Source organism: Bacillus sp. BS3(2021), from assembly GCF_021043345.1.
Taxonomy (GTDB): domain Bacteria; phylum Bacillota; class Bacilli; order Bacillales; family Bacillaceae; genus Bacillus; species Bacillus paralicheniformis.
The window spans coordinates 973,941-992,232 of record NZ_JAJNDM010000001.1 but is presented as its reverse complement, the minus strand read 5'-3'; the positions used below and the strand labels follow the sequence as shown (position 1 = coordinate 992,232).

Below are 18,292 nucleotides of genomic sequence, written 5' to 3'. Positions count from 1 at the left end.
TTTTTTGCATGGCTCAAACGGGCAGGCTCGCCATGACGCTGTTATATAGCTTGATGACGATATACACCGTGCCGATTAAAAACGTAAACCAAAACAGCAGCTCAAACATAATAAAGCCGATTAATGACATAAATGAAAGCGTGCTGTGGATCGCATAAACGATAAAAATTAAATATACGAGTGTTGCGAGTAAAAAAAGCGCTGCAATTCCAGCGGTATATTGGACAAAAATAAAGGATAAAAGGCTTGCTCCCAGATACACGGCAGAACCGACCCTGATTTTCCTCAGGTTCGCTCCTTCAGGATCTTTGGCGAAAAATAAGAGGGCAAGCTCTGTCACTGTATTGGCAATCAGCTTCAAAGCGGAAAATACCATGAAAAAAATCAGCGTAAACACAGCAAACAAAGCCATCCGGATGCCGCTCTCAGAGAAAAATTCGAGCATTCCTTTGTAAATGCCGAGAGAAGACAGTATCCCCATGGCATAGATAACGGAAGAAATCGCAAGAGATGAACTGAAAAGAAGAATTGCGATAAAAGGAAAAAAGCCTGTTACATACGTATTTTTCATAAAAAAAGTCCCTTTCTGATATGTTCCTCATTCATTATGTACGACTTAGGACCTGTTGACAAGAATATTTTCCATATTTTTAATTTCTGCTGTTCGCGGCAGAAAGGGGCAGGATTCTTCACAAATTCGCCATTTACTTGTAAAGTATTATGTGTTGACTAATCAATAGATCGCGAGGAATCGCCGTTGAAAAAAACATTAAAACTGCAGACACGATTAACGATATTTGTCTGCGTCGTCGTTTTGATTTCTTTATTGATCGCGTTTTTTATGGTCGGGTCCGAGACCGCAAGGAACATTCGGGAGCAGGAGCAGCAGATTGCCCTGCAGACGGCGGAGATGGTCGCCGAAGCTCCGATTACGGCGCAATCGCTGGAAAGCGGCGAATACGATGAGCTCCGAACATACACCGCCCGCGTTCAAAAAATCACCGAGACTGAATTCGTCGTTGTCATGGATATGAACAGCATCCGTAAAACCCACCCGGATCCGAATAAAATCGGAAAGAAATTTGCCGGCGGGGACGAAAAAGAAGTGCTGAAAGGCCGCCGCCACATTAGTACGGCAAAAGGCACGCTCGGTGAATCACTGAGGGCTTTTGTTCCCATTTATAATAAAACGGGCAGCCAGGTCGGAGCGGTAGCGGTCGGAATCACCCTTAACGAGATTGAGCAGATCACCCAGCAAAATCTCCGCCCTTTATATACGGTTATCGTCCTCAGCATCTTCGCCGGAATCATCGGAGCTGTCATCGTGGCGAGGAAAGTAAAAACGATTATGTTCGGTATGGAACCGTATGAAATTGCAACGCTTTTGAATGAACGAAGCGCGATGCTTGAATCGACAAAAGAAGGGATACTCGCCGTTGACCGAACAGGAAAAATCAAGCTCGCCAACGCGGAAGCGAAGCGCCTGTTTCATAAAATGGGGATCGAAGAGAATCCGATCGACCGGGATGTCACCGACATCTTGCCAAACAACCGCCTGAAACAAGTGATCGATACTCAGAAGCCCGTTCTGGACCGCGACGTTAGAATCAACGGGCTAGAACTTGTCTTTAATGAAGTTCCGATCCACTTAAAAAAGGGAAACATCGTCGGAGCGATTGCCACATTCCGCGACAAAACCGAAGTGAAGCACTTAGCTGAGCAGCTGTCCGGTGTTAAAATGTACGCAAACGCGCTCAGGGCGCAGTCGCACGAGTTTATGAACAAGCTCCACGTGATTCTCGGTCTCGTTCAATTAAAGAACTACGACGAGCTTGGAAACTATATAAAAGACATTGCGATCTATCAGCAGTCTGAAGCGAGCGAAATTATCAACCATATTAAAAACTCGGTGCTCGCCGGCTTTTTGCTCGGCAAGCAGAGCTATATCCGGGAACAGGGGGCCTCGCTGGAGGTTCATTGCAGCACGAGGATTCCGGATACAGCCAACACAGCGGTGATACACGATTTAATCACCGTTATCGGGAACCTTCTCAACAATGCCCTGGATGCCGTTTCCTCAACTGATAAGAAAAATATCTCGATTTCATTCCGCCACCATGACGGACAGCTTGATATTGAAGTCACGGATACGGGAGTCGGCATATCCAAGGAGGAACAGCAGAAAATGTTTGATCAAGGCTTTTCAACAAAGGGCTCCAACCGGGGGTTCGGGCTTTATTTCGTCGAACAAAGCCTTGAAAATTTAAATGGACATATCATCGTGACAAGCGAAAAGAATGAAGGAACGACATTCAGTCTCCGCATTCCGTATGAACCAAAGGAGGATGACCATGATTGATGTATTAATTGTTGAAGATGACCCGATGGTAAGAGAGCTGAATAAACGTTACCTCAGCCAGGTAGAGGGATTTCAGCTGAAGGGAATTGCCGCTTCTTTTCAAGAGGCTCTCACCTTCCTCAGGGAAGAGCACATCGATCTGATCCTGCTCGATATTTATATGCCGGGCAGGAACGGCGTCGAGCTGCTCACTGAGATCAGACGCCAGAATCAAGCTGTCGACGTGATCGTCATCTCAGCGGCCAGTGAAATGGATGTTGTTCAAAAAACGCTGCGGTACGGGGCTGTCGATTACTTAATCAAGCCGTTCGAATTTGAGCGGTTTCAAAGCGCCCTAACCGATTACAAACGGAAGCAGCAGCTTTATGCAAGCAACCGGAATATCAGCCAAAAAGAGCTGGATTTCGAACTTTTTCAAAAAAAACGCGCACCCGAAAAGATGCATTTGCCAAAAGGGCTGACCAAAAGCACGCTGAATCTCATTTGGTCAAGCATCAGATCGTTTGACAGCTTGACGTTCACAACAGAAGATTTGGCCAATCACACGGAAATCTCTCAAGTTTCAATTCGCAAATACTTGAAGTTTCTGGAGGAAATCGAAGTTCTCAACGTAGAAATGGCCTACGGCACGATCGGCAGACCGGTTTTCCAATATAAATTAAATACAAATGACTTGAACGTGATTAACCAATATCTATAACATGTCCCCTCCCCGCCCGCTGCTTCCTAAAGACAGCGGGCGTTTTTTTGTGACGGTCACGCTTGACTTCTCGCATGCCGCCGTTACCGGACAAGGATTTATCGCGCTCGCTGCGCTTAGGGTTCGGAAAATGGAACTCGATCGAATCCGCTCTGTTCTTCGGCTTCGCTCAAAGCTATCAACAGCATCGGGTCCACGCTTCCCTTCTTTAAAGAAATACCAAGCGTCTGATGCTGATTTCGCCTTGCGTTTGACGATTCCCGCGCTGGCCTGATATATCGGCTTATATTAAAGGAAAACGCGAACCGAACGATAGAATAAGAGAGCGTCTGCTCTCTTATTCATTTTTTTGTTACCTTAACAAAATATAAATTTTTTTGACGCCGCCAGTGTCTTTACCACTTTTATGGTATGATGAAAAAGTCTGGTTATCAATCATTTCAGGAATTTTATTGCAGACAGGAAGCAAATCGTATACAATTTAATATTGTTTAATTTCTATATAAAACGTTTTTATTTAAAGGATGCGAAAACATTGAATAAATCAGTCATACCTTCTTTAATTACGATTGGAAACTTTGTTTCGGGCATCTCTTCAATATTGCTTGCATTCAGAGGGTATTTATTCTTAGCCATTATATTTGTTCTGATCGGCGCTATCTTGGACAGCCTTGACGGCATGGCCGCGCGCAGATTAAATGCCGTCAGCCCGTTTGGAAAAGAATTGGATTCTTTGTCTGATATTATCACTTTCGGAGTCGCCCCGGCCATCATCACCTATTCAATCGTTTTTTATGATGCACCGATCTTAGGCCTTCCTTCGACATTGTTATTCCCTGTTTGCGGAGCGCTTCGGCTGGCGCGATTTAATATTCAATCAGAGAACCAGGATTATTTTACAGGCCTTCCGATCACCGCAGCCGGAACAATTCTGGTTTGCTTAAACCTTTTATCAGAGATCCTTGGCAAAAAGCCGTACATTTTGATTATGCTGTTCCTGTCCTTTCTCATGGTCAGCAAAATCAAAGTCATCAGCCTGAAGGGGAAAAAACTATTGAAGAAAGTGAGCTAGTTTTTCATGGAGTTGGCAAAAGAATTGATTTCCCAATACGGGTATTTTGCGATATTCGGGATGCTTGTTCTCGGAATTGTAGGCCTGCCGATACCCGATGAAGTCATGATGACATTTGTCGGTTATCTGTCTTCTATTCATCTATTAAACTATGAGCTGTCTCTTTTGATCAGCTTTTCAGGTGCGGTATCAGGGATGCTCATCAGTTACTTTCTAGGGAAGAAAATCGGTAAACCGCTGCTCGATAAGTTCGGGAAATGGATCGGTCTGACGCCGAAAAGACTGGACACCGTGCACCGCTGGTTTGAAAAATACGGCCCGTGGACGATTCTTTTCGGCTACTTTGTTCCCGGAATCCGCCATGTGACATGCTATCTGTCCGGCATGAACGAGATGGACATGAAAAGGTTCCTGATTTATGCCGGATCAGGGGCTTTTATTTGGTGTCTCGTTTTTATTACGATCGGATACACAATCGGCGTGATTTAAATACCGCTTGCATCCCGTGTGATCAGTAAAGGAGTGAACAGCTTGAAAAAGCGGCTTTACCGGTTTTTGATCGAGTTGACGAATAAAAAGGGCGTGTCCCGGATGCTGAAAAAGTTTGCTCAGTCAAAGCTCAGCAAACCTCTCATCCCCTCCTATATCAAAACCTTTCATATCAATACAGAAGAGATGCAGGAAGATGTCCGCTCTTTTAACAGCCTGCACGAGCTGTTCATCAGAAAATTAAAGAGCGGTGCACGCCCCCTTCCCGCTGAACCAAACAGCCTGGTCAGCCCTGTGGACGGAGTCATCGAAGAAATGGGCGCCATCACGCGCGACAAGCAATTTACCGTCAAAAAAAAGCTCTATTCCGTAGAAGAAATGATCGGGCGATCCGAGATCGTGAACCGCTATATCGGTGGAACCTATATCATCATCTATTTAAGCCCGAGGGACTACCACAGAATTCACAGCCCGGCTGACGGTACACTTGAAACGCAATATTCGCTGGGAAGCACGTCTTACCCCGTGAATCAAATCGGTTTGACCTACGGAAAATCGCCGCTGACAAAAAACTACCGGATGATTTCCGAATTTAAGCATCAATATGGGTCCGCCCTGCTTGTGAAGGTCGGGGCGATGTATATTAACTCGATCGTGATGCTCGAGGAGTCAAAAGAATGGCGTCAAGGCGACGAAATCGCATATTTCTCTTTCGGCTCGACCGTTATCCTGCTGTTTGAAAAGGATACCTTTATTCCTGATGAGCGCCTTCACCCCTCTCTTCAAGTGAAAATGGGAGAGGCGTTAGGAGCTCTTGTCAAAAGAAAATCATAATGCAAAGCCCCCGAAAACAGCTTCGGGGGTTTTTTAAATTGCTGCTTTAAAAAAGCTTTCTCCCCGGACAGGGAATTCCCTTTTTTACCTGGATACGACTCCCTAATAAACCAAAAGACCTATAAATTGATCAAAATCAAGCAGATTCCTCCTCTTTTCCCGCTCTTTTTCGCTTTAATTTAATTATCAATCGATTATTTTAATTTAAAAAACGCACAGAATTGACACTTTTCTTCTACAATTGAACACATACAAACATGGGGGTGTTTTTGATGGAAGCAGCAAAAGATTTGAAACCGATTACAAATCACGGTCATAAAGAAAATAAAAATTTTTTCCAGAAGTTGATCAATTGGAAAATCGGCGTGATTCCGTTTCCGCTATACATTGCGCTTGCGCTGATTATTTTTCTAGCAGCTTACTATAACGAATTGCCGAATGACATGCTTGGCGGTTTCGCGATCATTATGATTCTCGGTATTATTCTCGGGGATGTTGGACAGCGCATTCCGATTTTAAAAGATATCGGCGGACCTGCCATTCTCTCGCTGTTTGTTCCTTCGTTTTTAGTCTTTTTCAAAGTGCTTAACCCCGCATCTATGGAAGCGGTTACGACTTTGATGAAAACGTCGAATTTTCTGTATTTTTACATCGCATGTTTAGTCGCGGGAAGTATTTTAGGAATGCATCGCACGGTTCTGATTCAAGGTTTTATGAGAATGTTCGTTCCGTTGTTGGCCGGGACGGTCGCAGCGGTTGCCGCCGGTATTCTCGTCGGTCTGTTGTTTGGCTACAGCCCTTATGAAGCTTTCTTCTTTATTATTGTACCGATTATTGCCGGAGGCATCGGCGAAGGAATCCTGCCACTGTCACTCGCTTACTCGCAAATTTTGGGACAATCCACAGATGTATTTGTTTCACAGCTCATTCCGGCCGCTATTATCGGAAACGTCGTTGCCATCATCTCAGCCGGACTGATGAAAAAGCTTGGCGAAAAGCGGCCTGAGCTGAATGGTAACGGCAGGCTCGTCAAATCGAAAAAAGACGATGAAATTTTCAACCAAAAAGAAGAGGAGCCGAAAATCGATTTGAAATTAATGGGTGCCGGCGTTTTAATCGCATGTTCCTTCTTTATTTTCGGCGGTTTGGTCTCCAAGTTCATCGCAATTCCGGGAGCGATCCTGATGATCATCGCGGCGGCTGCCGTAAAATATGCAAAGCTTCTGCCTGCAAGCATGGAAAAAGGCGCACACCAGCTTTACAAATTCATGTCATCAAGCTTCACTTGGCCGCTGATGGTCGGGCTCGGCATTCTTTACATCCCGCTTGATGATGTGGCGTCCGTTATTTCCCTGCGCTTCATCGCCGTCTGCGCTTCAGTCGTCATTGCCATGGTGACATCAGGCTACTTTGTCGGCAAATTAATGAACATGTACCCTGTTGAATCAGCGATTGTCACCGGCTGTCACAGCGGTCTCGGCGGTACGGGGGACGTGGCTATTCTTTCGGCTTCAGGCCGGATGGGGCTGATGCCGTTTGCGCAAATCTCAACGCGTCTCGGCGGGGCAGCAACCGTCATTATGGCGACCGTTTTACTAAGGTTCTTCACCTCGTAAGGGCCGCATAAAAAAACAAAAAGGAGTCTGATCTATACGATCGGATTCCTTTTTTGTTTTCAGCGTTTCTCAACTCTGATATATTCTCTCGGTTTAAAGGGAGCTCTTTCTTTTCCCGTTAAGGACTGATCTTCCGCTCCCGTCTGAAGCGGCGTATAATCCCCGTGATATTGAGGGCCTTCGTCCGTTCCTATCCCCGGAGTCTGTTCACGCGTCATTTCCCTGTTGATCATAAACGCTCCCGCAAAAAGCGAACAAAATAAACTTAAGCTGATAAAAGCTTTCCTTCTCATCTTTCATCACCTCAAATTCATCTTGTTCAAAAAAACTTTCCATTATACAAATGCCGCATTTTTTGTTAAAATTGTTTTCAGGTTCATAAGACCGCATAAACCGCGGTTATCATGAGATCATGCAGCCGATTAAAATTTGAGTTATAATTTGTCTAGGTCACCAGTTCTAAAAAAGTACATAACGTTTGAAAATTTTAGTATGGAACAGAATGTATTTATACATGCTACCTTAAAGGGAGGTTAATATGACGGCTTTACATATTGCAATTTTATCGCCTTTTGCACTCGCCTTTTTGATTCCGCTATTGGCGAAAAACGTCAGAAAGATTCATACAGGCTGGTTTGTCCTGGTTCTTCCTGTTCTATTATTTATTTATTTTTTCCGCATGATCAAAATGACGGCGGATGGCGGAACATTAAAGGCTGTACTGGAATGGATTCCGTCCTTTGGCATTAACTTTACCGCATACGTTGACGGACTCGGATTGCTATTCGCCCTTCTGATTACAGGGATAGGGTCTTTGGTTGTCCTTTACAGCATCTATTATCTATCTAAAGAAAGAGAGCAGCTCGGACCGTTTTACGTTTATCTGCTCATGTTCATGGGGGCAATGCTCGGCGTTGTTCTCGTTGATAACGTCATTGTACTTTATTTATTTTGGGAATTGACCAGCATATCGTCTTTTTTGCTCATCGGCTATTGGTACAAGCGGGAAAAATCAAGATACGGCGCGACAAAATCGATGCTTATCACCATTTTCGGCGGTCTTTCCATGCTTGGAGGCTTCATTCTTCTTTACACGATTACGGGTTCATTCTCGATTAGAGAAATGATCAACCAAGTTGATTTAATTTCGGGCCACGGCTTTTTCATTCCGGCTCTCGTGCTGGTGTTAATCGGAGCCTTCACTAAATCTGCGCAGTTCCCTTTTTACATCTGGCTTCCTGACGCGATGGAAGCACCAACGCCTGTAAGTGCTTACCTGCACTCCGCCACGATGGTAAAAGCGGGAATTTATATCGTTGCAAGATTCACCCCTGTGTTCGCTTTTTCCGGGGAATGGTTTTGGATCGTGTCCCTCACGGGGATTGTCACGCTTTTCTGGGGTTCGTTCAACGCCGTCAAGCAGACTGATCTGAAAGCGATACTTGCCTTTTCTACGGTCAGCCAGCTCGGAATGATCATGTCGATGCTCGGCGTCGGAGCCGCAGCTCTGCACTATCAAAATTTTGAATACTATATGGTTGCAGTGATCGCTGCCGTTTTTCACCTGATCAACCATGCGACATTCAAAGGCAGCCTGTTCATGGCGGTCGGAATCATCGATCATGAAACGGGAACGAGGGATATCCGCAAGCTCGGCGGTCTGATGACGATCATGCCGATTACGTTTACGATTACGCTGATCGGCGCGTTTTCAATGGCTGGTTTGCCGCCGTTCAACGGCTTTTTGAGCAAGGAAATGTTTTTCACCAGCATGCTCAGGATTACGGATTTTAATTTGTATAACGCCGACACATGGAGTTTTGTGCTTCCTGTTCTGGCTTGGATCGGAAGCGTGTTTACGTTCATTTACTGCATGGTTCTGCTGTTTAAAACGTTCGGGGGGAAATATCAGCCTGAAAAACTTGAAAAACAAGCGCATGAGGCTCCACTCGGCATGCTGATTTCGCCGATTGTCCTCGTCTCTCTCGTGGTGATTTTTTTCTTTTTCCCGAACATTCTGTCATACAGCATCATTGAACCGGCTGCATCGTCGATTATGCCGACCCTTTTGGACGGAGACGAAAAATTCAAGGTTCATATTTACATGTGGCACGGCTTTTCATCTGAACTCTACATGACAATCGGCGTCGTTGCTCTCGGCGTTCTCGCCTATTTGACCTTGTCAAAATGGCGGAAGGTCTACGGCCTCTTCCCGGAAAAACTGACGCTCAACAAACTGTACGACAGCTCGTTGTCTGGGCTTGAAAAAGGCTCCAACAAGATTACAAGAACGTATATGACCGGGTTTCTTCGCGATTATCTCGTCTATGTTTTTGTCTTCTTTATCGTGATCATCGGCGGATCGCTCGTTGTTACCGGAGGCTTTTCATACGATGTGAAAGGCAATGCTTCAATCGGCATCTATGAGCTTGTTCTGTCAGCCGTCATGATTGCCGCAACATTTACCACCGTTTTCGCAAGATCAAGACTGACGGCGATTATCGGGCTCGGCGTCATCGGCTACACGCTTGCGCTGTTCTTCGTCATTTTCAGAGCGCCGGATCTCGCGCTGACGCAGCTGATTATCGAAACGATTTCAGTCGCATTGTTCCTGCTTTGCTTCTATCATTTGCCGAAGCTCAGATTCAAGCCGAAGTCGGCTAAGTTCAGGTTAACAAATGCGCTTGTCTCGGTCGGAGTCGGAACTGTTGTGACGCTGCTCGCACTTTCTGCAAACAGCCAGCGCTCCCTTGAAAGCATTGCATCGTATTTTATTGAAAACAGCTATAAACTCGCAGGCGGCCACAATATCGTCAACGTGATATTGGTCGACTTCAGGGGATTTGATACATTGTTTGAAATTACTGTACTTGTCATAGCCGCTTTAGGAATATACGGCATGATCAGGCTCAGAATGGGGAAAGGAGGGGAAGAGCATTGAAAAAGGTTCAGACGAATGATGTGATCCTGCAAACCGTTACAAAGATTGCATCCTTTATCATTCTGCTCTTTTCTTTCCATCTGTTTTTTGCCGGCCATAATAACCCGGGCGGCGGTTTTATCGGCGGATTGATGACGGCGTCTTCGCTCGTCCTTCTGCTGCTTGCCTATGATTTAAAAACGGTGCAGAACATTTTGCCCGTCAACTTTATCTATGTGGCGGCCGTCGGCTTATTCATTTCCGTTTCCACCGGAATCGGCTCATTTTTATTCGGCGCTCAGTTTCTTTCCCACGCGTTTGATTACTTTAACCTTCCGCTCTTGGGGAAAACGGAGCTTGCCACCGCGGTATTGTTTGATATCGGGGTTTATCTCGTAGTGGTCGGCGTGACCATGACCATTATTCAGACGATTGGGGAGAGAGAATAATGGAGATTTTAATGTCTTTTATTGTAGGAATTTTGTTTATGGCGGCGACATATCTCTTGCTTTCAAAAAGCCTTCTGAGGGTGATTATCGGAACTGCCGTTCTCAGCCATGGCGTCCACCTGCTTCTGCTGACAATGGGAGGGTTAAAAAAAGGAGCGCCCCCCATTTTAAATGAAGAGTCGTCAACCTATGTCGACCCTCTCCCTCAGGCGTTGATTTTAACGGCGATCGTCATTGCTTTCGGGGTCACCTCGTTTCTCCTGGTCATGGCTTTCCGCGCCTACCAAGAGCTGAAAATGGATGATATGGATCAAATGAGGGGAAATGATCAACATGAATAATCTTGTAATTCTGCCAATACTGATTCCTTTAATGGCCGCAGTTCTGCTCATCTTTATGAACAAGTCGATCGTGCTGATGCGTGCATTCAGCGCCATATCTTCCATTGCGGCGATCGCGGCGGCCGCTGTTCTTGTGCAGACCGTCTATACGGACGGAATCCAGACCTTGTATCTCGGCGGGTGGAAGCCGCCGTTCGGGATCAGCCTTGTCGCTGATCAATTCGCCAGCCTTCTGGCGTTAACGACAGCCATTATCGGATTTCTGACGGTTCTTTATTCGTTTCGCTCCATCGGCGAAAAACGCGAGCGTTTCTTTTATTATCCCGCGGTCCAGTTCCTGCTTGCCGGAGTTAGCGGCGCTTTCTTGACCGGGGACTTGTTTAACCTGTTCGTATTTTTTGAGGTTCTCCTGATGGCTTCGTATGTGCTGATCGTCATTGGCGGCACGAAGATCCAGCTGCGGGAATCTCTGAAGTACATCGTCTTTAACATTATCTCTTCCGCCCTCTTTGTCATCGGAGTCGCTTATTTATATGCGGTGACGGGCACATTAAACATGGCGGATTTGAGCGTTCGGATCAGTGAATCGGGCCAAACCGGGCTGATCACGGTCATCGCTGTTTTATTTTTGATCGTCTTCGGTTTAAAAGGCGGCATCTTCCCGCTGTATTTCTGGATGCCTGGTTCTTATTATGCGCCGCCTGCCGCTGTGTCCGCACTGTTTGGCGCACTTCTGACCAAAGTCGGCCTGTACGCGATCACAAGGGTGTTTACTTTAATTTTCACCCAAGACGCGGCTTTTACTCATCAATTAATGGTCTGGCTTGCGGCCCTTACGATCATCTTCGGTGTCATCGGCTCGATCGCCTACTGGGATGTTCAAAAAATCATTATCTACAATATTGTGACTGCGGTCGGTGTGATCTTATTCGGTATCGCCGCCAATACGCCGGCTTCGATCGAAGGATCTGTCTACTATCTGATTCATGACATGATCATTAAAGGAGCGCTGTTTATGCTTGGCGGAGCGCTGTTTGCTCTGACAGGGACAAACAACCTGAAAAAAATGAGCGGCCTGATCAAAAACCATCCGGTGCTCGGCTGGATGTTTATGATTTCAGCTGTTTCATTGGCAGGGGTCCCTCCTTTCAGCGGATTCATCGGCAAACTGAAAATTGCAGAGGGCGGCTTTCTAAGCGGTGAATTCGTGATTACGCTGCTGATGCTTTTATCCAGTCTGCTCGTCTTGTATTCCGTCATGAAAATATTTATCAACGGCTTCTGGGGGGATGAACAGGAAGATGCTCCGGCCAAAAGACCGCTAAAAGGCTACATGTATCCGGCAGCGGTACTGCTCTTTCTGTCGCTTGCCATCGGACTCGGAACCGAGCTTATCGCGCCGTATTTCCATCAGGCGGCTGATACGCTCGTCAACCCCGAAAAATATATTGAAGCCGTTTTGAAGGAGTAGATCGCATGGCATTACAAATATTGTTGAACTTTATTCTTGCGTTGTGCTGGATGTTTCTGAACAATGACTATACCGCTGCCGGGCTTGTCGTCGGTTATGTGATCGGATTATTCTCGCTCTTTCTGATGAGGCGTTTTTTCCGCCGCCGCTTTTACTTGATTAACATTTGGGCGATCATTAAACTGCTGTTTATTTTTATTAAAGAGCTCGTTCTCGCAAACGTCAGCGTATTAAAGACGATCTTATCCCCAAGGTTAAAAAATAAGCCCGGCATCTTTGCCTTCAAGACAGACCTTAAAGCGGACTGGGAAATCACGACATTGGCGAACCTGATTACGCTGACACCGGGCACATTGGTTGTTGATATCTCTGATGACCGTTCGATTCTTTATATTCATGCGGTCGATATCGATGATGCTGAGAAAGCCATCAGTGATATCCGCATTTCGTTTGAAGAGGCCATTAAGGAGGTAAGCCGCTGATGTTTGAATTTATTTTGCAATTGTCACTCGGCATTTTGGCGGTCTCCACTTTTCTGTATGTCCTGAGGGTCATTAAAGGGCCGAGCATCCCAGACAGAGTGGTGGCGCTTGATGCGATCGGCATCAACCTGATCGGAATTACGGCTCTCGTGTCCATCTTGTTAAATACGACAGCATATTTGGAGGTCATCCTCTTGATCGGTATTCTGGCCTTTATCGGCACCGTCGCATTTTCTAAATTCCTTGAGAAAGGAGAGATTATCGAAAATGATCGAAGCCGCTAAATTGCTTATCGCCGTCTTGGTCCTTCTTGGCGCACTGATATCGTTAGCCGCTTCCTTTGGAACGCTGCGTCTGCCTGACGTATACTCAAGAATCCACGCCGCTTCTAAAGGAGCGACATTGGGGATCATCAGCGTGCTGCTCGGCGTATTCTTTTACTTCTGGTTTCTGCACGGCTTCATTACGGCCAAAGTGCTGCTCGGTATCGTCTTTGTATTTCTGACGTCTCCTGTAGGCGCCCACCTGATCGCAAGGGCCGCCTATAACACCGGCGTAAAAATGGAAAAGAAAAGCGTACAGGACGATTATGAAGGCTACAGAAATTTTCTGATTAAAAAGAAGGAAGATTCCTATTTATAAAAAGAAAACTCGCCCTAAAAGGCGAGTTTTTTTGGTTTACGATGAAGGGCGGCTGATGACCGCCATCGTGCACCTGGACGTGCAAATCAGGCTGTCTTGCTCATCGCGTATTTCAATTTGAAACACCATTGTTGATTTCCCTACATGCAGAGGCGTTGCGACCGCTTTAACCGTTCCGTCTTTCACCGATTTTAAATGGTTGGCGTTGATCTCAAGCCCGAAGCATGCCTGCTCTTTTGGATCGATATGCTGATATGCCCCGATGCTTGCCACCGTTTCAGCAAGCGCAACGGACGCACCTCCATGCAGATAACCGAATGGCTGACGCGTTCTTTCGTCGACAGGCATGACCGCAACACACCGCTCTTTGCTGCATTCCTTCAACTCGATTCCCAACGCTTCAAGAAGTGTATGTTTCGTTTCCATCACAATCGTCCCTTCATCAAAGTACGCCTTCAGATTTCGCGATTAAAACAGCCTCTGTCCGTGATCCTACATTCAGTTTGCTGAATACGGAAGTCAGACTGTATTCGATCGACCGCTTGCTTAAATGAAGCGCATCAGCGATTTCCTGATTTGTATAGCCTTTTTCGACTTCTTTTAAGATCAGGCATTCCCTTTCAGTCAAAAGATCGTGCTGGGTCTGCTGGCTGTTTGACTTCGATTTTTGCTGTGTAATCAGCTGCTTGAAATAATCATAATCGACGACAATTTTATTATCCAGTACCTGATATATGTACTCTATAATCTTTTCCTTCGATTCCGTTTTGCTGATGGCGCCGTGCATGCCGGAACGAATCGCCTCTTCAAAATAATCTTCGACTTCATAGCCTGTGTAAACGATAATTTTGCATGATGAACACGTCTCAAGGATTTTCTTAGATAGGTCCATGCCGTTGATTTCACCCAAATTTAAATCCATTAAGATCAGGTCATACGCAGAAAAATCATGCTTCTTGAGAAATTGTTCGCTGGCTTCAGGGCTGAGGCAATCGACAACAAAGTCCTGGTTCGTTTCAAGAATTGCCTTCGTCCCCTCCATGACAGCCGGATGATCATCGATCACAAGTAATCTTCTCATAATTTCCTCCCTTTTGCGTAACCTTGCCCTATCACCATTTTATAGAAAAAACTTGGCGGATGCCAAGCAAAAATGTTAACTAAACATTACAATTCCATTTCAATGGCGACCCTGAAGCCTTTCCCTTCTGCTGTCTGTATATCCAGACTGCCGTTCAGCGCGCGGACTCGCTCGCGAATACCCGACAGCCCCATGCTTGCGCTGTTTTGATAAAGCTTGTCCGGATCAAAACCGATGCCGTCATCTTCATAATGAAGAACAACTTTTTCTTTTATGCAGACAAGCATAATCAAAACCTCATTAGCTTTCGAGTGTTTAACCGCATTGCTTAAAAGCTCCTGCACAATTCTGTACAAATTCAGCTGCGTGTCCAGGTCGAGCACCTTTGAGAACCTTTCCGTATTGAGGCGGATCTTATCGATCGATGAGGACTCCTGATGCTGTGCCGCCAGTTTCGAAAGGGCTTTGACCAGTCCGAGATCGTACAACAGCTGCGGCCTCAGCTCCTGACACGTTTCCCTTGTCGTCTGGATGACGGTGGACATTTGCTCATTCATATTGATGAGCCTTTGCCTGATTTGATTCGTACAGACTTTATCTTTTTCAAAATCAGCCAGAAACATCTCGCTTTGATGCTTCAAGGAAATCATGTCCTGCAGCACAGAATCATGAAGATCACGGGCCAAATCAGATCTCTGCTTCTCTTCAATCGCAAACATCAATTTATTCAGCCACGCCGGATTCGGCCCTTCTTTTTTCACATGTTCCAGATGCTCCATCAGCTCGCCGATTTTCAAGACGTTTTCTAGGGAAACACTCGTATAAAACGCCAGCGTCTCAAGCCACGAAATCTCATCGCGCGTCAGCCTAGGCGTATTTAAAACCGACAAACACAGCATGACATAAGAAGTCCCGCCCCGTTCACCGATCTTAATCAAAAATCCGCGGTCGACTTCGACGATTTTGCCGATGTCGGTGATGACCTTGGTTACTTCTTGTTCGTACGGGATCCACGGTTTTTCTTCTGCATCATTCTCTAGCATCGATACCGATCCATCGTTTTTTACTTTGAGCATATAAATATTATTAACAAGAAGCACGTCCAAAACGATTTGTTTTAACTCCATTAAAACTTGATTTAAAGACGTAAATGTTCGAATGGTTTGAGTAAATTTAAAAATACTATCCTGGTAGTTAAATTTTTCTGAAAAGCGCTTTAGCCGAAAGCGGAAATCAATAATTTCTTTTAAATAGAAAACGCCTACCATGATAAGATATGTAAAGATTGTAACCTGTACTGTGAAAAATTCTCCTTCTTGATGCTTAACAATGGCTAAAATAGTAATAATTAAAGAAGTTGGAATTATCGCTAAAAAACTATAATATTTCAATCGACCAATTAAAAATTCAATATCATATATTTTATTAGACATAAATTGATATACCAAAGATAAAGGAATCAGCAACAGAAACGGGGACACAACAATGGCCGAGAAAATATAATCGCCAAAGACCAGCATAGGAAGTACATAGAAAAACAAAAAAGGTACCAATGCAATGAAGTTCATCAACATTAATATTTTCAATAAGTAGGACTGTTGAGAATACTTGAATTTAATTAAGGCATATGTAATCAGAATAAAAACAATGACCGTCGAAATAAAGAACGACAATAAGTTAATGCTTTTTAGAATACTTCCCTCAAATTCAAATAAGTATAAACCAGCTTCAAGTATGAGGTTTATAAATGGTATTAAATAAAGTAAAAAAACTTTATTACTGAAAAATGTTTTCCCTATCTCTTTAAAGTATCGATAAATAAAATGTAAGTAGCTAGTTGGAACAGCTAAAAAAGTAAGTATATTTACAAATCTACTGAAAGTGTCACCTCTTGCAACTGCGCCTGCACTAACATAAGCTATAGAAGTAATAAGCAGAAATAGGACTAATAAAAATGCTGAGAAAAGATTTTTAGATTTGTTTACTTTAAAAATAAAATACACACAAATTAAACATAAAAAGTAAAAGATCAACGGAATGATAAATATAAAAAAACTGTCATAACTGACTAAATCCAAATATATCAGAGAATCATTCTCAAATACTTTCCCATTTCTTTCAATTGTTAACGTTAAAACGTTTGACAATGTATATTCCTTATCTTTTTTAAATGGAACCTGCTGCCCATTTATTCTATGAATGATATCTCCTTCTTTTAATTCTGCATAATCAGCGGCTAAAGTGTGTTTTTTCACTTCCACAACTTCAAGACTGTATTCATCAAGATTTTTCACCTTTAACCCAACTAGATTATTATTAAAACTAAGATAGCAAACATAGAGAACATAAATAAAACTTAACAATATGAGAACTAGTGAAACCTTGTTATAATATGACTTCATTTAGAAATCCCTACTATTCATTATTTGAACCATAAATTAGGGTAAGGACCCCAACCTGCTTCAATTCTTTTAAAACCTTCAATTAAACTGAAAACTTGGTCTTTATCAACACCTATAAGACTGGCTTTGCCAGCAATAACCTGTTCCAACACTTCCGGGTGTTCAACCAAAAAACTCACGATCTCCTGCATAATACTCTCCTCGTAAAGACTCGTTTAAAAGCGCAGACATCAAACGTTCTTTCTCCATATCCCCCAACTGCAGCTCCCCAATTCCCTTTTTAAATTTCTGAATAGCGAGCTGATTCATAACATACATATACTGAGTGACGCCTGCTGCTTTCAATTTCTCTTTATAGCATTTTATTTCTTTATCGGCAATTTTATCCTCAGTTTCAAATGTTTTTAACAAATCAATCGATGGCTGGTTAAATTTTCTTGACAAATATAAGTACGCAAGCGTCCGCTTTTTCTTGGCGATATCGCTTTTTGAATCATAAAAAAGTGCTTTATAATCATTTTCGATTTGTGAAGCAATGCCCAGCTGATATGCGTACTTCTCCACCGCCGGGTCAAATTTGCCCGTGGCAAGCATCGCCCCAAGCACGCATGGCAGAGCCGTCAGCGCCCCGGACTTACGCTTGATCATGTCAAGGCATTCATCTTCAGTGGCAGGCCGGTTGCTGAGATCGTCATGCTGTCCCTGCATCGATTGAAGTATATATTCCATCAGTTTTTCAAAAAACACCGGTTCTTTCGACACCGAACTGATCACTTTAATGCTTATTGTATAAAGCGCAGTCGCCGCATTCATTGCGACTGAACGGTTTATTTTCATCCAAGGTTCATCGGGGCTGTCTTCATCCTCTAAATCATCGAATATATCAAACGCAAGAATCAAAAGTTCTATGCCCGCTCCAAGCGTTTCCGCCGCATCAGCGTCCGTGCCGCCGAAACTTTGGTAATGATAAAAAGCAAGCTCGCTGAAATGCAACTGGTCCTTTGCATCTAGAAAAGCGTGCAGCGTCCGATTTAAGTCCGCGTTGGGAATCTCAACGTCTATAAAATGATTCATTCTTTGCTTGATTTTACTGTGATCTAGACAAAAAAGCTTAGAGATGGTGCTCCCTCCTTTCTTAATATTTTACTAAATCAAATTCCCGATTGACAGAGCAATTTTTTTATTTAACAATTATATAATAATATATCCTTTTTTTGGATTTGTTTACAAAAAAAAAAAGACTTGTCTGAAACAAGTCTTTTTACGAGGTTTTTAGATATGTGTACTTATCGTATTGATCAATGCTTTTGTTAATCTTGCGCAAGGAGTCCTTTGTTTCTCTGATTTCATTCTCTAGCCGCCAAAGCAGTTGTTTTAATTCTTCAATTTGTTGCTTTTCCACCGATTCCACACTCCTTTTGGAAGATCAATCAA

General features: G+C 44.1%; 22 protein-coding genes. 14 read left to right on the top strand and 8 right to left on the bottom strand.

Features of this window, described 5'->3' with window-relative positions; translation table 11 throughout:
- Positions 1–13: 13 nt before the first annotated feature.
- Positions 14–571, bottom strand: a complete 558-nt coding sequence (locus tag LQ247_RS04910) for a YufK family protein (RefSeq protein ID WP_231005632.1) — start codon at positions 569–571, stop codon at positions 14–16.
- A gap of 186 nt (positions 572–757) precedes the next feature.
- On the opposite strand from LQ247_RS04910, the gene malK reads away from it, so the two are divergent.
- From malK to LQ247_RS04875, 7 genes are all read left to right on the top strand, one after another.
- Positions 758–2,359, top strand: coding sequence for a malate sensor histidine kinase MalK (malK, locus tag LQ247_RS04905; RefSeq protein WP_231005631.1), 1,602 nt, complete (start codon positions 758–760; stop codon positions 2,357–2,359).
- A complete protein-coding gene (locus LQ247_RS04900; RefSeq protein WP_020452779.1) occupies positions 2,352–3,059 on the top strand; it encodes a response regulator in 708 nt (235 codons plus the stop codon). The genes malK and LQ247_RS04900 overlap by 8 nt, the downstream gene beginning before the upstream one ends.
- Before the next feature lie 49 nt (positions 3,060–3,108).
- A complete protein-coding gene (locus LQ247_RS04895; RefSeq protein WP_186438622.1) occupies positions 3,109–3,333 on the top strand; it encodes a hypothetical protein in 225 nt (74 codons plus the stop codon).
- A gap of 261 nt (positions 3,334–3,594) precedes the next feature.
- The gene (pssA, locus tag LQ247_RS04890; RefSeq protein ID WP_020452780.1) at positions 3,595–4,131 is read left to right on the top strand and encodes a CDP-diacylglycerol--serine O-phosphatidyltransferase; all 537 of its coding nucleotides are present in this window, start codon (positions 3,595–3,597) and stop codon (positions 4,129–4,131) included.
- Positions 4,132–4,137: 6 nt separating this feature from the next.
- Positions 4,138–4,620: a DedA family protein gene (locus LQ247_RS04885; protein WP_020452781.1), complete on the top strand. Its 483-nt coding sequence runs from the start codon at positions 4,138–4,140 to the stop codon at positions 4,618–4,620.
- 42 nt (positions 4,621–4,662) lie between these two features.
- The gene (locus tag LQ247_RS04880; protein ID WP_231005629.1) at positions 4,663–5,454 is read left to right on the top strand and encodes a phosphatidylserine decarboxylase; all 792 of its coding nucleotides are present in this window, start codon (positions 4,663–4,665) and stop codon (positions 5,452–5,454) included.
- 272 nt (positions 5,455–5,726) lie between these two features.
- Positions 5,727–7,070: a 2-hydroxycarboxylate transporter family protein gene (locus LQ247_RS04875; protein ID WP_023856149.1), complete on the top strand. Its 1,344-nt coding sequence runs from the start codon at positions 5,727–5,729 to the stop codon at positions 7,068–7,070.
- A 59-nt stretch (positions 7,071–7,129) separates the two neighbouring features.
- On the opposite strand, the gene LQ247_RS04870 is transcribed toward LQ247_RS04875, so the two are convergent.
- A complete protein-coding gene (locus tag LQ247_RS04870; protein WP_023856150.1) occupies positions 7,130–7,363 on the bottom strand; it encodes a hypothetical protein in 234 nt (77 codons plus the stop codon).
- A gap of 245 nt (positions 7,364–7,608) precedes the next feature.
- On the opposite strand from LQ247_RS04870, the gene LQ247_RS04865 reads away from it, so the two are divergent.
- From LQ247_RS04865 to mnhG, 7 genes are read left to right on the top strand one after another with little or no spacing between them, the layout of a single operon-like run.
- Complete coding sequence (locus LQ247_RS04865; RefSeq protein WP_080131483.1) at positions 7,609–10,011, top strand: Na+/H+ antiporter subunit A; 2,403 nt, start codon at positions 7,609–7,611, stop codon at positions 10,009–10,011.
- Complete coding sequence (locus LQ247_RS04860) at positions 10,008–10,439, top strand: Na(+)/H(+) antiporter subunit B (RefSeq protein WP_003184834.1); 432 nt, start codon at positions 10,008–10,010, stop codon at positions 10,437–10,439. The genes LQ247_RS04865 and LQ247_RS04860 overlap by 4 nt, the downstream gene beginning before the upstream one ends.
- Entirely contained in the window at positions 10,439–10,780 is a 342-nt protein-coding gene (locus tag LQ247_RS04855; protein WP_020452785.1) for a Na(+)/H(+) antiporter subunit C, read from the top strand. Before LQ247_RS04860 ends, LQ247_RS04855 begins: the two co-directional genes overlap by 1 nt.
- On the top strand, positions 10,773–12,251 hold the full coding sequence (locus LQ247_RS04850) for a Na+/H+ antiporter subunit D (protein ID WP_026580052.1): 1,479 nt from the start codon (positions 10,773–10,775) through the stop codon (positions 12,249–12,251). The genes LQ247_RS04855 and LQ247_RS04850 overlap by 8 nt, the downstream gene beginning before the upstream one ends.
- A 5-nt stretch (positions 12,252–12,256) precedes the next feature.
- Positions 12,257–12,733 (top strand): Na+/H+ antiporter subunit E, encoded by a 477-nt coding sequence (locus LQ247_RS04845; protein WP_020452787.1) that lies wholly within the window; start codon positions 12,257–12,259, stop codon positions 12,731–12,733.
- A complete protein-coding gene (locus LQ247_RS04840) occupies positions 12,733–13,017 on the top strand; it encodes a Na(+)/H(+) antiporter subunit F1 (protein ID WP_003184842.1) in 285 nt (94 codons plus the stop codon). The genes LQ247_RS04845 and LQ247_RS04840 overlap by 1 nt, the downstream gene beginning before the upstream one ends.
- On the top strand, positions 13,001–13,375 hold the full coding sequence (mnhG, locus tag LQ247_RS04835) for a monovalent cation/H(+) antiporter subunit G (protein ID WP_075751277.1): 375 nt from the start codon (positions 13,001–13,003) through the stop codon (positions 13,373–13,375). The genes LQ247_RS04840 and mnhG overlap by 17 nt, the downstream gene beginning before the upstream one ends.
- 36 nt (positions 13,376–13,411) lie before the next feature.
- Here the strand turns inward: mnhG and LQ247_RS04830 are convergent, their stop codons facing one another.
- The 6 genes from LQ247_RS04830 to degQ form a co-directional block, all read right to left on the bottom strand.
- Positions 13,412–13,801: a hotdog fold thioesterase gene (locus LQ247_RS04830; RefSeq protein ID WP_144498842.1), complete on the bottom strand. Its 390-nt coding sequence runs from the start codon at positions 13,799–13,801 to the stop codon at positions 13,412–13,414.
- A 16-nt stretch (positions 13,802–13,817) separates the two neighbouring features.
- Complete coding sequence (locus LQ247_RS04825; RefSeq protein ID WP_003184849.1) at positions 13,818–14,456, bottom strand: response regulator transcription factor; 639 nt, start codon at positions 14,454–14,456, stop codon at positions 13,818–13,820.
- Positions 14,457–14,542: 86 nt separating this feature from the next.
- Positions 14,543–16,858, bottom strand: a complete 2,316-nt coding sequence (locus tag LQ247_RS04820) for a sensor histidine kinase (protein ID WP_020452789.1) — start codon at positions 16,856–16,858, stop codon at positions 14,543–14,545.
- 20 nt (positions 16,859–16,878) lie between these two features.
- On the bottom strand, positions 16,879–17,049 hold the full coding sequence (gene comX, locus LQ247_RS04815) for a competence pheromone ComX (RefSeq protein WP_020452790.1): 171 nt from the start codon (positions 17,047–17,049) through the stop codon (positions 16,879–16,881).
- The gene (locus LQ247_RS04810) at positions 17,021–17,932 is read right to left on the bottom strand and encodes a polyprenyl synthetase family protein (protein ID WP_035337591.1); all 912 of its coding nucleotides are present in this window, start codon (positions 17,930–17,932) and stop codon (positions 17,021–17,023) included. Before LQ247_RS04810 ends, comX begins: the two co-directional genes overlap by 29 nt.
- Positions 17,933–18,119: 187 nt before the next feature.
- Positions 18,120–18,260, bottom strand: coding sequence for a degradation enzyme regulation protein DegQ (gene degQ / locus LQ247_RS04805; RefSeq protein WP_003184860.1), 141 nt, complete (start codon positions 18,258–18,260; stop codon positions 18,120–18,122).
- Positions 18,261–18,292 lie beyond the last annotated feature (32 nt).